Origin of the sequence: Nocardioides sp. Root151 (assembly GCF_001427925.1) — a bacterium.
GTDB lineage: Bacteria > Actinomycetota > Actinomycetes > Propionibacteriales > Nocardioidaceae > Nocardioides.
Window position 1 is genome coordinate 673,659 of record NZ_LMGG01000004.1, and the last position, 13,740, is coordinate 687,398.

At 69.1% G+C, this 13,740-nt stretch carries 14 protein-coding genes; 4 read left to right on the forward strand and 10 right to left on the reverse strand.

What is annotated here, in order from left to right; genetic code table 11:
- Positions 1-40: 40 nt before the first annotated feature.
- The 4 genes from ASD66_RS11780 to ASD66_RS11795 are packed head-to-tail and all read right to left on the reverse strand — an operon-like array spanning position 41 to position 3,565.
- A complete protein-coding gene (locus ASD66_RS11780) occupies positions 41-1,123 on the reverse strand; it encodes an NAD(P)H-dependent flavin oxidoreductase (RefSeq protein ID WP_056891021.1) in 1,083 nt (360 codons plus the stop codon).
- The gene (locus ASD66_RS11785; protein ID WP_056677701.1) at positions 1,120-1,893 is read right to left on the reverse strand and encodes a CoA-transferase subunit beta; all 774 of its coding nucleotides are present in this window, start codon (positions 1,891-1,893) and stop codon (positions 1,120-1,122) included. The genes ASD66_RS11780 and ASD66_RS11785 overlap by 4 nt, the downstream gene beginning before the upstream one ends.
- Complete coding sequence (locus ASD66_RS11790) at positions 1,890-2,786, reverse strand: CoA transferase subunit A (RefSeq protein WP_235530060.1); 897 nt, start codon at positions 2,784-2,786, stop codon at positions 1,890-1,892. Before ASD66_RS11790 ends, ASD66_RS11785 begins: the two co-directional genes overlap by 4 nt.
- Positions 2,783-3,565 (reverse strand): enoyl-CoA hydratase family protein, encoded by a 783-nt coding sequence (locus ASD66_RS11795; RefSeq protein ID WP_056677706.1) that lies wholly within the window; start codon positions 3,563-3,565, stop codon positions 2,783-2,785. Before ASD66_RS11795 ends, ASD66_RS11790 begins: the two co-directional genes overlap by 4 nt.
- Positions 3,566-3,693: 128 nt before the next feature.
- Between ASD66_RS11795 and ASD66_RS11800 the strand changes: the two genes are divergently transcribed.
- A complete protein-coding gene (locus ASD66_RS11800) occupies positions 3,694-4,461 on the forward strand; it encodes an SDR family oxidoreductase (RefSeq protein WP_056891022.1) in 768 nt (255 codons plus the stop codon).
- 26 nt (positions 4,462-4,487) lie between these two features.
- Positions 4,488-5,366 (forward strand): SDR family oxidoreductase, encoded by an 879-nt coding sequence (locus tag ASD66_RS11805; RefSeq protein WP_056677714.1) that lies wholly within the window; start codon positions 4,488-4,490, stop codon positions 5,364-5,366.
- Between the two features lie 9 nt (positions 5,367-5,375).
- On the opposite strand, the gene ASD66_RS11810 is transcribed toward ASD66_RS11805, so the two are convergent.
- On the reverse strand, positions 5,376-5,816 hold the full coding sequence (locus ASD66_RS11810) for a TM2 domain-containing protein (protein ID WP_056677717.1): 441 nt from the start codon (positions 5,814-5,816) through the stop codon (positions 5,376-5,378).
- Between the two features lie 60 nt (positions 5,817-5,876).
- Positions 5,877-7,040: a steroid 3-ketoacyl-CoA thiolase gene (locus ASD66_RS11815; RefSeq protein ID WP_056677721.1), complete on the reverse strand. Its 1,164-nt coding sequence runs from the start codon at positions 7,038-7,040 to the stop codon at positions 5,877-5,879.
- Between the two features lie 212 nt (positions 7,041-7,252).
- Between ASD66_RS11815 and ASD66_RS11820 the strand changes: the two genes are divergently transcribed.
- Both ASD66_RS11820 and ASD66_RS11825 read left to right on the forward strand, forming a co-directional pair.
- Positions 7,253-8,509: a cytochrome P450 gene (locus ASD66_RS11820; RefSeq protein WP_321163503.1), complete on the forward strand. Its 1,257-nt coding sequence runs from the start codon at positions 7,253-7,255 to the stop codon at positions 8,507-8,509.
- Positions 8,510-8,662: 153 nt separating this feature from the next.
- The gene (locus ASD66_RS11825; protein ID WP_156388647.1) at positions 8,663-9,613 is read left to right on the forward strand and encodes a type IV toxin-antitoxin system AbiEi family antitoxin; all 951 of its coding nucleotides are present in this window, start codon (positions 8,663-8,665) and stop codon (positions 9,611-9,613) included.
- A gap of 97 nt (positions 9,614-9,710) precedes the next feature.
- Here the strand turns inward: ASD66_RS11825 and map are convergent, their stop codons facing one another.
- From map to ASD66_RS11845, 4 genes are read right to left on the reverse strand one after another with little or no spacing between them, the layout of a single operon-like run.
- Positions 9,711-10,475: a type I methionyl aminopeptidase gene (map, locus tag ASD66_RS11830; protein WP_056677729.1), complete on the reverse strand. Its 765-nt coding sequence runs from the start codon at positions 10,473-10,475 to the stop codon at positions 9,711-9,713.
- Between the two features lie 9 nt (positions 10,476-10,484).
- Positions 10,485-11,648 (reverse strand): thiolase domain-containing protein, encoded by a 1,164-nt coding sequence (locus ASD66_RS11835; protein ID WP_056677731.1) that lies wholly within the window; start codon positions 11,646-11,648, stop codon positions 10,485-10,487.
- Complete coding sequence (locus tag ASD66_RS11840; protein ID WP_056677734.1) at positions 11,645-12,700, reverse strand: thiolase domain-containing protein; 1,056 nt, start codon at positions 12,698-12,700, stop codon at positions 11,645-11,647. The genes ASD66_RS11835 and ASD66_RS11840 overlap by 4 nt, the downstream gene beginning before the upstream one ends.
- Positions 12,697-13,731 (reverse strand): Zn-ribbon domain-containing OB-fold protein, encoded by a 1,035-nt coding sequence (locus ASD66_RS11845; RefSeq protein ID WP_056891024.1) that lies wholly within the window; start codon positions 13,729-13,731, stop codon positions 12,697-12,699. Before ASD66_RS11845 ends, ASD66_RS11840 begins: the two co-directional genes overlap by 4 nt.
- Positions 13,732-13,740: the final 9 nt, after the last annotated feature.

The window sequence follows — 13,740 nt, forward strand, 5'->3', positions numbered from 1 at the left end:
ACATGTGGACTCCCGAGGAGTTACTTTCGAGTAACGAACGTCACACGTCAATGGCCACGAGCATTTCGTGGGCGCCCCTGAGGTGGTCCACCGCCTCGGTGACGACCCGGTCGACCAGCTCCTCGCACGACGGCAGGTCGTCGAGGACGCCGACCACCTGCCCGGAGGCGAGCACTCCGGCGGAGGTGTCGCCGTCGACGAGTCCGGCCTTGAGCATCATGGGCGTGTTGGCGGCCAGCGACATCTGCGCGAGTGAGCGCCCCTGGGTCTTCTTCATGGTCCGGCCGTCGCGGGCGAGGTCGAGCCAGCTCATGCCGGACATCTTCTTGAACTCCAGCGTGCGCCTGAGCGTGGGCGTCAGCCGCTTGAGGCGACTCGACTCCTCGATCTCCTCCACGAGCTCGGTGCGCAGCATGCGGTGCGGCATGCCGTCGACCTTGTCGGTGACCACCGTGCCGTTGACGTCGTACGACAGGTAGAGCTGCTTGACCGCGTCGGGCACGGCGCTGTCACGGGTCAGCAGGAAGCGGGTGCCCATGCCGATGCCGGCCGCTCCGTAGGACAGTGCGGCGGCGAGGCCGCGTCCGTCGAAGAAGCCGCCGGCCGCGACGACCGGGATGTCAACGGCGTCGAGCACGCTCGGCAGCAGGAGGGTGGTCGGGACGGAGCCGGTGTGGCCACCGCCCTCGCCGCCCTGGATCATCACCGCGTCGGCGCCCCACGAGGCCACCTTCTCGGCGTGACGGGGGAGTCCGACCGAGGGCATCACCATGATGCCGTGGTCCTTGAGCCTGGCGATCAGGTCCTTCTTCGGGGCCAGCGCGAACGAGGCCACCTTGACGCCGTGCTTGATCAGCAGGTCGCAGCGGTCACCCGCGTCGGCGGCGTCGGCGCGCAGGTTGACGCCGAACGGCTGGTCGGTGCGCGACTTCACCTCGAGGATCGCCCTCTCGAGCTCCTCGAAGCCCATGGTGGCGCTGGCCAGGATGCCGAGTCCGCCGGCGTTCGCCGTACCGACCACCAGGCGCGGGCCAGCCACCCAGCCCATGCCGGTCTGGACCACGGGGTGCCGCACCCCGGCCAGCTCGGTCAGGGGAGTGCGCAGCACCTGTGCGGTGGTCACGACGCGACCGCCTCGACCGGCGGGACCTCGCGGTCGCGCAGCGTCCTGGGGTCGAGCACCTCACGGATCAGGGTGAGCTCCTCCGCGGTCGGCGTACGCGTCTCGGGGACGTCGCCCTCGACCGCCAGGTCGAAGCCGGTCGCCGCGACCACGTCGTCGACCGTGACGCCCGGGTGCACCGAGAGGAGGCGCACGGTGTCGTCGGCGCCCAGAACGTCGAAGACGGCCAGGTTCGTCACGATGCGGTGGATGTCGTTGTACTTCGCGGCGCCGACGCCGGCCTCGCGGGCCCGCTTGGGGCCGACTCCGGAGACGATGTCGACCTCCTCGACGAAGACCCGGTCGGAGTGCTTGGGCACCCAGTAGGACGTGCGGTTGTTCACCGTGTTGCCGGGGGCGCCGCGCGAGCCGAGCAGCTGGCGCTTCGGCTGGGCGAAGTCGCCGATCGCGGAGATGTTCTGGTTGCCGTGCCGGTCGACCTGTGTGGCGCCCATCATCACGTGGCGCTTTCCGTAGGCGACCACGTCGAAGACCCGGCGGAACGGGATCCAGCCCTCGACCACGTCGGCCTTGGCGAACAAGGGCGGGACACCGCCCAGGAACAGCGATTCGCCGTCGGAGAGCACGAGGTCGGGGTTGCTGGTCAGCTTGGCCAGGCGTACGCCGAGCATCGGCAGCATGCCCATCGGAGAGCCGAAGATCTCGCCGTCGTCCTTGAAGGCGTCGGCGATCGCGGTGGCGCACACCTCGGCGCGGGTGAAGTCGGTCATCGGGTCTGCTCCTCGTCGTGGAACTCGCGGACGGCGTCCTGGTAGGCGGCCTCGTCGCCGCTGAGGAAGCGCTCCTCGAACCGGGTCCACGACTCGTCGTCCTTGGCGGCCGCGGCGTACGCCTTCTGGAACTTCTCGTCACGTTCGTAGTCGGGCGCGCAGTTGGTGAAGTGCGCGCCGTTGGGGGTCTCGACGACGCCGGTCACCATCATCCGGTTCAGCAGGAGGCGCTGGACCGGGGTGTCGACGGTCAGGCCGGCGGTGTCGACGACCTGCTCGCAAGTGACGTAGGTGCGCTCGGCGGCCATCGCGAAGAGGTCGTCGAAGAAGGGATCGGGCCCGAGGTACGTCGCGTTGCCGTGCTGGTCGGCCCGGTTCAGGTGCACCAGTGCGACGTCGAGCCTGAGCGCGGGCACGGCGACGAGGTCCTCGACGTTGCCGTCCTCATCGGCGTACGGGCTGGCGACGGTCTTGATGTGCGGGTTGTTGACCAGGATGTCGGAGCCGAGTCCGGCGCGCATCGGCAGGAACGGCAGGCGCTGCGACGCGGCCAGCAGGCCGGTCTGGAACATGCCCTCGTCGAGCTCGACGATCTCGGGGATCGACTTCTCCTGGCGGGCCTTCTGGAAGTTCGGCTCGAGCGGCACGGTGTCGAGGGAGACGAACGCGTAGACCAGCTTGCGGATCTTGCCGGCGCGCGCGAGGAGGCCGACGTCGGCGCCGCCCCACGACACGATGGTGAGGTCCTTGAGGTCGCTGCGCAGGATCGCGCGGACCAGGGCCATCGGCTTGCGCCGCGGGCCCCAGCCGCCGATGCCGATGGTCATGCCGTCCTCGAGGGAGGCGACGACCTCGTCGATGGTCATCCGCTTGTCGCGTGGTGTGCCGTTCACTTGTTCCCCTTCTCGGTTCCGGCGCTCTGTGCACTCTTCGCCGTCCCGGCGAAGGCGTCCCGGAGGTCGTCGGAGACGCCCATCAGGTTCAGCTCCATGGTGAAGCCCTGCTCGAACCGGTAGCTCTTGTTGACGTCGCACGGGTCGATCCCGTTGAGGGCCTCCTTGGCCGCGCGGATCACCCGGGTGTCCTTGGCCGCGATCTCCTGCGCCACTTTCAGTGCCGCGTCGTCGAGCTGGTCGCGCGGGACCACCTCGAGCACGGAACCGTGCTGCACGAGGTCGGCGGCCTTGATCGTGCGGGCGGTGAAGTAGAGAGTGCGCATGAGGTGCTGCGGCACGAGGCGGGCCATGTGGGTGGCGGCACCGAGGGCGCCCTGGTTGACCTCGGGGACGCCGAAGTAGGCGTCGTCGCTGGCGATCACACAGTCGGCGTTGCCGACGAGGCCGACGCCGCCGCCGACGCAGAAGCCGTTCACCGCCGCGATCACGGGTACGGCGCACTCGTAGACCGCCTTGAACGCCGCGTAGCAGCCCCGGTTGGCGCCGAGGAGCGCGTCGAAGCCCTCGGAGTTCTGCATCTCCTTGATGTCGACGCCGGCGTTGAAGCCCTTGCCCTCGGCGCGCAGCACGACCACATGGGTCTCGAGGTCGCGGCTCGCCTTGTCGAGCGCGTCGGCCACGTCGTACCAACCCTGCACGGGCAGTGCGTTGACCGGCGGGTGGGCCATCGTGATGACGCGGACGTGGTCGTCACGCAGTTCAGAGGTGATCGGCATTTCTCTCCTACGGATTCTGCCCCGGGCTAACAAACCTAACGTTTGCTTGGTACCCTAGCACTTGCTTGGTCCGGTGTCCCGGATCGACGTCGGACGAAACCGCACCTGGGTGTGCGTGGAGGAGTGGCATGGCAATCGGAATCGACCTCTCCGGTCGGGTGGCACTGGTCACCGGCGGTTCGCAGGGGATCGGGCTCGGCATCGCCGAAGCGCTCGTGGCGGCCGGCGCGACCGTGGTCACCTGTGCCCGCTCAGAGGTCACCGACCCGCCGGCGGGTACGACGCACGTGCCGTGCGACGTACGCGACCCGGAGGCCGTGCGGGCCCTGGTCGACGGGATCGTGGACAGCCACGGCCGCCTCGACATCGTGGTGAACAACGCCGGGGGAGGGCCGTACGCCCTGGCCGCCGACGCCTCTCCTCGGCTGCACGACAAGATCCTCGGCCTCAACCTGACGGCACCGCTCCTCGTCGCCCAAGCCGCCAACGCGGTCATGCAGCAGCAGGAGACCGGCGGGGTGATCGTGAACATCTCGTCCGTCAGCGCCCAACGGCCCTCGCCGGGCACCGCGGCCTACGGCGCCGCCAAGGCCGGCGTCGACTCGCTCACCAAGTCGCTCGGCATGGAGTGGGCGCCGAAGGTCAGGGTCAACGCGATCAACGTGGGGCTGTGCCGCACCCCGGACACCGCCGACCACTACGGCGGGGACGAGACCGTGGCCGCCATCGAGAAGACGATCCCTCTGGGCAGGATGGGCCGGCCGCGCGAGGTCGGCAACGTGGCAGTCTTCCTGGCCTCGGACCTGGCCAGCTACGTCACCGGTGCGGCGATCGAGTGCCACGGCGGCGGCGAGCCGCCGGTCTTCCTCTCGGTCCTGAACCAGAACCAGTCCTGACCACCTTCCACACCAGGAGCAACGACGTGACCCGACTTCTCGAAGGACGCATCGCCATCGTGACCGGCGCGGGCCGTGGCATCGGCCGCGCCCACGCCCTCGAGCTCGCCCGCCAGGGCGCCACCGTGGTCGTCAACGACTACGGCGTCTCGAACAACGGGGTCAAGGAGGACTCTCCCGCCCAACAGGTCGTCGCGGAGATCGAGGCGCTCGGCGGCCACGCGGTCGCGAACGGCGCCGACGTCGCCGACTTCGAACAGTCGGCCGCACTGGTCCAGCAGGCTGTCGACGCCTTCGGCGGCCTCGACATCCTGGTCAACAACGCCGGCTTCGTGCGCGACCGGATGCTGTTCAACGCCACCGAGGACGAGTGGGACGCGGTCATCCGGGTGCACGTCAAGGGCCACTTCGCGATGCTGCGCCATGCTGCGGCGTACTGGCGTGCCGAGTCCAAGGCCGACCGTCAGCGTGCCGCCCGCGTCATCAACACCACCTCGGGCGCCGGCCTCCAGGGCTCCGTGGGGCAGGTCGCCTACTCGACCGCCAAGGCCGGGATCGCGTCGATGACCCTGGTCGCGGCCGCCGAGCTCGGGCGCGTGGGAGTCACCGTCAACGCGCTCGCCCCGGTCGCCAAGACACGCATGACCGAAGGTGCCTTCGACACCTCCGAGATGGCGCTCCCCGAGGACAACTCGCCGATCGTGGCGTGGCTCGCCTCCGTGGATGCCGGCCACGTCACCGGCCGCGTGTTCGAGAGCGACGGCTCGCTGCTCACCCTCGAGGAGGGTTGGCGCCACGGCGCCTCGCGTGATGCCGGGCGACGCTGGGACGCCACCGAGCTGGGTGAGGTCGTCGACTCGCTGATCGCCGAGGGTGCTGACCCGGAGCCGGTCTACGGCAGCTGACCCTGTCGGTCAGGGCTTGAGCAGGCGACCGTCCGCGTCGCGCTGCTGGTCGTTGACCAGGAGCAGGATGCCGTCGATCAGGCTCCAGATGCCGCACCCGCCGAGGGTGAAGAGCTGGGCGAGCGCCATGCCTGTGTGGCCGGTGTAGAAGCGACCGATGCCCAGCGGGATGAGGATCTGCAGCACGCCGGCGATGACCTTGCTCTTGTCGCCGTACGGCTCGCCGGTGCGGGGGTCGCGGCCGTACGGCGCACTCGGGTCGGCGCCGTAGTAGGCGGGCTGTCCGTACGCCGGCTGGCCGTAGGGTGCCTGCCCGTAGGGCGGCTGGCCCTGGGGCGCCTGGCCGTAGGGCGGGGGTGCTGGTTGTCCCCACCCGGGTTGCTGGGGCTGCTCGCCCTGCGCGCCGCGGTTCGGGTCGGTTCCCTCGGGCTGGTCTCCGGTGTCGCTCACATGCCAGATCGTGCCATGCCCGCGGTGACCCCGTGCGTGCGCCACGGGTTCAGCGGGTGGTCAGAGACGCTCGATGATGGTGCCGGAGGCCTGGGCCCCGCCCGCGCACATGGCGACGAGCGCCGTGGTCGCGTCGCGGCGTTCGAGCTCGTGCAGGGCGGTGGTCAGCAGCCGGGTCCCGGTCGAGCCGACCGGGTGGCCGAGCGCGATCGCGCCGCCGTTGACGTTGATCTTGTCCTCGGGCACCTTGTGCACGGTCGCCCAGGACATCACCACGGCGGCGAACGCCTCGTTGACCTCGCAGAGGTCGATGTCGGCGATGCCCATGCCGCTGTCGGCGAGCACCTTCTCGGTGGCCTGGACCGGTCCGTCGAGGTGGTAGTAGGGGTCCGCACCGACGAGGCACGAGGTGATGATCCGGGCGCGCGGCTTGAGGCCGAGCTCGGCGGCGAGCGACTCGTCCATCAGGAGCAGCGCGGAGGCGCCGTCGGAGATCTGGGACGAGGTGCCGGCGGTGTGGATGCCGTCGGGAAGCACGGGCGTGAGTGCGGCCAGGCCCTCGAGCGTGGTGTCGCGCAGGCCCTGGTCCTCGGTGACGGTGCGGGTCACGCCGGTGGCCGTGCCCTCGTCGTCGAGCACCGGTGCCTCCACGCCGAAGACCTCGCGGTCGAAACGGCCTTCGTCCACCGCGACTCTCGCCTTCTGCTGCGACCAGAGCCCGAAGGCGTCGACGTCCGCACGGGTGAAGCCACGATCGCGGGCGATGCGGTCGGCGCCGAGGAACTGGTCGGGCAGGTCGATGTTCCAGTCGTCGGGCCGGGGGCTGCCGGTGCCCTTGGGCACGTTCGCGCCGAGCGGGATGCGTGACATCGACTCGACACCGCAGGCGACACCTGCGCGAATCGCCCCGCCGGCGATCATCGCGTTGATCAGGTGCACTGCCTGCTGGGCCGAGGAGCACTGGGCGTCGATGACGGTGGAGGCCGTGTGGTTGGGCAGGCCCGCATGCATCCACGCACGCCGGACCATGTTGTTGGACTGTTCACCGGCCTGTGACACGCAGCCGCCGATCACCTGGTCGACCAGCTCCGGGTCGAGCCCGGCGCGGTCCAGGACCTCGATCTGCGCTGCACCCAGGAGTACCGCCGGATGGACGCCGGCCAACCAGCCGCGGCGCCGGCCCTGCGGCGTACGCACTGCTTCGACGATGACCGGATTGCCCATGGATTGCCTCGCTGTCCGAACGCACTCGACGTACGTCGCTCCAGTGGCGACGTACCACCCGAAAGTAGAACACGTTCTTGATCGCCGGCAAGGCGAGTCCCGGCTGGTGGGAGTTCGGGGACGAATTCGTGTTCGGGTCTTCCGAACATTCCGAGAGTATGTAACGATCGTCACTAGAACGTGTTCTAGCATCGTGGAGGAAGCAAGTGACCGTGACGACGCAGTTGCCCGATTCGTTGCCAGTGGGATTCGACCCCACCGACCCCGGGCTCATCGAGGAGCGCATCCCGCACGAGGAGTTCCGCGCGATGCGCCAGGGATCACCGGTGCACTGGGTGGCGCAGCCCCAGGAGGCGCGGGCCGGGTTCCGAGGTGCCGAGGGCTACTGGGCCCTGACCAAGCACGAGGACATCGCCGCCGTGTCGAAGAACAGCAAGTCGTTCTCGACCGCCAAGCAGGGCGCGATCATCCGCTTCGCCCCGGACATGACGCCCGAGCAGATCGACCTGCAGGGGGTGATGCTGATCAACCAGGACCCGCCGGACCACACCAAGCTGCGCCAGGTCATCTCGCGCGGGTTCACCCCACGCGCCATCGCCGCGCTGCACGACGCTCTCGAGGAGCGGGCCCGCCGGATCGTGGCCGACGCCGCGGCGAAGGGGTCGGGCAACTTCGTGGAGGACATCGCCGCCGAGCTGCCGCTGCAGGCGATCGCCGAGCTGATGGGTGTGCCCCAGGAGGACCGCGGCAAGCTCTTCGACTGGTCCAACCAGATGCTGTCCTACGACGACCCCGAGATCGAGGGAGACGCCGAGGCGGCGTCGATCGAGATCCTGATGTACGCCGCCGGGCTGGCCGACGAGCGGCGGCGCAACCCGAAGGACGACATCGTCACCAAGCTGATCACCGCCGACGTGAACGGGCACGCGCTGACCGACGACGAGTTCGGCTTCTTCGTGATCCTGTTGGCCGTCGCCGGCAACGAGACGACGCGCAACGCGATCACGCACGGCATGGACGCCTTCTTCGACAACCCTGACCAGTGGGAGCTGTTCAAGGCCACGCGTCCGGCGTCGGCGGTCGACGAGATCGTCCGGTGGGCGACGCCGGTCACCGTGTTCCAGCGGGTCGCCCTCGAGGACGTCACGCTGAACGGCGTCGACGTCAAGGAGGGCGACCGGGTCGGACTGTTCTACGCCAGTGGCAACTTCGACGAGGACGTCTTCGAGGACCCCTACCGGTTCGACGTCTCTCGTGAGGACAACCCGCACCTGGGGTTCGGCGGCCACGGCGCGCACTACTGCATCGGCGCCAACCTGGCCCGCCTGGAGATCGAGCTGATCTTCAACGAGATCGCCGACCAGGTCCCCGACATCGCCCGTGCCGGTGCGCCCCGGCGCCTCCGCAGTGCCTGGATCAACGGCATCAAGGAGCTCCAGGTCACCTACTCGCCAACCGTGGATTCTTGATGCGCGAACCGTGCATTTCTGATGCGCGAACCGTGGATTATTGACGTCCGAACCATGGATTCTTGATGCCGTCGAAGTCCGCTGCCCGTGAGTTTTCCACAGGCGGCGGACTTCGTCGTTTCATGACGACGTCGATCGGCAAGCCTCGTCGACATGTCAGAACAACCCCCAACAGATCCATTCAGATGGAGTGACTTGGCCGAACTCGGCGTCTCCGAGTTCACCCTCCGACGCTGGCTCAGGTCCGGCGTCGTACGACGACCGCTCACGGGCGTCTATTGCTCGGCGTCTGTCGAGGACACACTCGAGCTCCGCGCCAGTTGCGCCGCCCTTGTCCTGCCAGAGGATGCGGTGGTGTGCGACCGGTCAGCCGCCTGGCTGTGGGGCGTGGACGTGCATGAGCCGGACGAGCGTTTCGCCGTACCGGACCTGGAAGTGGCGGTCAAGCCCGGGCACACGCCGCCACGTCGCAAAGCGGTGCGCGGCGTCGAGCGGGAGTTGGCCGAGGAGGAGGTGATCCAGGTTCATGGCGTGAAGGTCACGACGCCAGTGCGCACTGCTCTCGACGTTGCCTGCCTCCGTGGTCGATGGCGAGCGTTGGCCACGCTCGACGCCTTCATGAGTGAGCACGAGCTGACGCACGAAGACTTCGGAACTGCCGTCGTGCGACTCTCCGGACGGCGCGGTGTCACGCAAGCGCGAGAGCTGTACCCGTTGGCTTCTCCGTTGTCCGAATCGCAGGGGGAGTCGTGGGTGCGTGGCGCCATTCACGACTCCGGCCTGCTGATGCCCGAACCTCAGGTGGAGATCCGGGAGGACGGCGTAGTCATGGCGCGCATCGACCTGGCCTATCGGCGTCTCCGGATCGCGGTCGAGTACGACGGGGAGGAGTTCCACGCCGAGGAACAGGCAGAACACGACGAGGCCAGGCGTGACTGGCTGCGCGAACGTGGTTGGTACGTCATCGTCGTACGCAAGCATCAGCTGGCGGGTCGGGCGCGCGAGCAGTGGCTTGACGAGCTCGGCGCGATCATCGCTGCACGCAGTGCGCCACAGAAGCGGAAGTACGCCCGGAGTCGAGTGCCCTGGGTCCCCGCGCAGTGAGTCCGGCGAGATCAGAAATGCACGGTTCGGGCATCAAGAGCACGCGGTTCGCGCGTCAAGAATGCACGGTTCGCGCATCAAGAGCACGCGGTTCGCGTCAGCGGGCGGTGAGGACGATGGGATCCGCGTCGGTGATGGCGATGGTGTGCTCGGAGTGGGCGCCCCGTGATCCGTCGGCGCTGCGCAGGGTCCAGCCGTCGGCGTCGGTGTAGATCTCGTCGGTGGTGTGCAGGAACCACGGCTCGATCGCGATGACGAGTCCGGGCTTGAGCGGGTAGCCGCGTCCGGCGCGTCCGTCGTTGGCCACGTGCGGGTCGCCGTGCATGGTGCGCCCGACTCCGTGGCCGCCGAACTGGAGGTTCACCTTGAGGTTGGCGGCGCGGGCCACCTGGCCGATCGCGAAGCTGATGTCGCCGATCTTGTTGCCTGCACGGGCCGCGTCGATGCCGGCCGCGAGTGCCACCTGCGTGGTCTCGATCAGGGCGAGGTCCTCGGGCCGCGGCGTGCCGACGACGACACTGATCGCCGAGTCGGAGACCCAGCCGTCGACGGCGCAGGCGAAGTCGAGGCTGAGCAGGTCGCCGTCCTTGAGCACGTAGTCGTGGGGGAGGCCGTGCAGCACGGCGTCGTTGACGGACGTGCACAGGACCTTGCCGAACGGCGAGGCCCCGAACGACGGGTGGTAGTCGATGTAGCAGGACTCCGCGCCGCGGTCCTTGATCATCCGGTGGGCCAGGGCGTCGAGCTCGAGCAGGTTCACCCCGACGTCGGCGGCGGCGGCGAGCGCGGTGAGGACTTCGCCGACGAAGACACCGGCGGGACGCATCTCGTCGATCTGGGTGGGGGTGCGGAGCTCGATCATGCGCCCAGCCTAGAGGGCGGGCTTGTCCGCCCCGACCACCCACATGGCGAAGAACTGCGAGCCGCCGCCGTACGCGTGACCGAGCGCACGTCGTACGCCGTCGACCTGGTGCTCGCCGGCCCGGCCGCGCACCTGCAGTGCGGCCTCGGCGAAGCGCAGCATGCCGGACGCCCCGATCGGGTTCGAGCTGAGCACTCCGCCGGAGCAGTTGACCGGCAGGTCACCCGTCATCGCGGTCACGCCGGACTCGGTCAGCTTCCAGCCCTCACCCTCGTCGGCGAAGCCGAGGTTCTCCAGCCACATCGGCTCGAACCACGAGAACGGCACGTACATCTCGACCGCGTCGATCTCGCGCCGCGGGTTGGTGATGCCCGCCTGCTTCCAGAGGTACGCCGCCGCATCGCGGCCCGCCTGCGGGTTCACCTGGTCACGTTCGGCGGCGGTGGTGGGCTCGGACCTCATCGCCGTGGCGTGGATCCAGGCCGGGTTGTCGACCGAGGCGGCGGTGTCGGCGTCGGCGATGACCAACGCGCACGCCCCGTCGGAGGACGGGCAGGTCTCGTCGTAGCGGATCGGGTCCCACAACATCTGTGAGGCCAGCACCGACTCGACCGTGGTGTCCTTGTTCTGCAGGTGCGCGAAGGGATTCTTCAGCGCGTTCTGGCGGTCCTTGGCCGCCACCACCGCGCCGATGTGGAGCGGGGCGTTCGACCGGCGGATGTAGGAACGGACGTGGGGCGCGAAGTAGCCACCCGCGCCGGCATGGACCGGCATGATGAACGGAACCGGCACCGAGAGTGCCCACATCGCGTTCGACTCCGACTGCTTCTCGAACGCCACGGTCAGCACTCGCTTGTGCACCCCGGACTGCACGAGTGATGCGGCGACGATGGCGGTCGATCCGCCGACCGACCCGGCCGTGTGCACGCGGAGCAACGGCTTGCCCGCGGCGCCGAGCGCCTCGGCCAGGTAGAGCTCGGGCATCATCACGCCCTCGAACAGGTCGGGCGCCTTGCCGACCACGATCGCGTCGATGTCGTCGAACGACAGGTTGGCATCGAGCAGCGCCCGGTCGATCGCCTCGCGGCACAGGCCGGCCATCGAGACGTCTTCGCGCTTGGCACGGTGGTGGGTCTGGCCGACACCGACGACGGCGGCAGGTTGCTTGCTCATTTCGTGGCTCCGTCCATGACGCAGACGAGGTTCTGTTGCAGGAGTGGACCGGACGTCGCGTGGCCGAGCGCACGCGTGACCTCACCGTTGCGGATCCGGTCGGCCGCCTCGCCGATACGGTTGAGGCCGGCGGTGAACATCGGGTTCGAGGTGAGCGCACCTCCCGACGGGTTGATGCGTACGTCGGACGCGAGGCCCAACGCGTGACGCAGGATGAGCTCCTGGTGGCTGAACGGTGCGTGGAGCTCGGCGACCTCGACATCGTCGATGACCGCGGACTCCGCGGCCCGTGTCGCGGACTTCGAGGCGGTGAGGTCGCGGGCGCCGAGCTGGAGCGGATCGACGTTGTGCGCGAGGCCGGTGATCCATGCTGGTCGCTCGGCGGCGTCCCGCGCACGGTCGTCGGCGGCCAGCACGATCGCCGAGGCTCCGTCGGTCACGGGCGCACAGTCGTGCTTGCGCAGCGGGTCGGCGTACATCGGACGGGCCAGGAGCTCCTCGACCGACGAGCCGCCGCGGCGTACGGCGTGGGGGTTGGTCTCGGCGTCAGTGAGCGACCTCTGGGCCACCGACGCCATCGCCGTCTCGTCCCAGAGCTCGGCCTCGATGCCCAACCTGGCCTGGAGTCCGGCGAGGGACACGCTGTCGGGCCACAACGGCGTCATCGTGTAGGGATCGAGCTGCAGGGCGAGGGTGCGGCGCAGGACGCCGGCCGACGACTTGCCGAACCCGTAGACCAGTGCGGTGTCGATCTCCCCGGTCTGGATCTTCACCCAGGCCTCGTAGAGCGCCCATGCCGCGTCCATCTCGACGTGCGACTCGTTGACCGGCGGCAGGGCCCCGATCGCGTCGACCGCGGAGACGAACGAGAACGACCGGCCGGCCAGGTAGTCGGAGGATCCGGAGCACCAGAAGCCAATGTCCTTGCGGGTGAACCCGGTCTGCTCGTAGAGCTCCGCGAAGAGCGGGACCAGCAGCTCGACCATCGTGGGGGAGCCGTCGAACTCCAGCATCTGACGTTGGGCGAAGCCCACCACTGCCACGTTTCTCACAGGTGCACCTTGTAGCTCTCGAAGTCCGCGTCCGGCTCGTCGGTCGGCGCGAAGTGACTGATGTTCTCGACGGTCGTGCCCCACTCATCGCGCGGCCGCCACACCGCCTCGACCCGCATTCCCATGCGCACCTCGCTCGCCTCGATGCCGAGGATCAGGTGCAGGAAGGCGATGTCGGCGCCGTCCAGCAGGACGTACGCCGACACGTACGGCGGGGTGATCTTCTGGCCCAGGAATGGCACGTTGACGATGCAGAACGTCGTGACCGTGCCGGTGCCCGGGAGCTCGACCTCGTCGGTGGTGGGTACGCCGTCGACCGGGCACGCACCACGCGGGGGCACGTAGACCTTGCCGCACGCGGGGCAGCGCTGGCCGAGGATCCGCCCCTGCTCGAGCCCGCGGAAGAAGGCGCTCTCCTCGGGGCTGGCGGCGTAGGTGTAGTCGAGGTTGACCGGGGTGATCAGCGGGTCGGTCTTGCGCGGGGCGCCCCCGTCACCGGGTCTCGACTGCTCGGTCGCGGCCTCGTCCCTCAGCCGCGCTCGCGCTCGACCTTCGCCCGCCACGCCCGCCGCTCCTTCGTCGCGTCCGTCTGCGGGCTCGAAACAGGCGATGTCGGTGATGGCTCCCGCTGGTTCGTTCACCCAGCGTGCCCGGACTCGCATGCCGACGCGCAGGTCGTCGTACGGGATGTCCAACGCGTGGAGGAAGGGGGCGGTGGCGCCGTCCAGCAGGACCAGGGCCCACGCGAAGGGGCGGTCGAAGGGCTGCTCGGCGACCGGCTCGGGGACCCACGTCCACGACTGGACGGTGCCGGCGGGGCCGACCTCGACGAAATCGGTGACCGGTTCGTGGGTGGCAGGGTCGAACTCGGGCGGCGGAAGGACGACACTGCCGTCGGCAAGTCGGCCGGCGACGAGGCGGCGTTCGAGGAGACCCGCGAAGAACGCACCGAGCGTGGGGCCGACAGATCTGGTGTAGTCGAAGCTGACGCGCAGCGGGGCACTGAGGGTCCGGGCCTGCGAAGTGGTCATGGTCCAAAA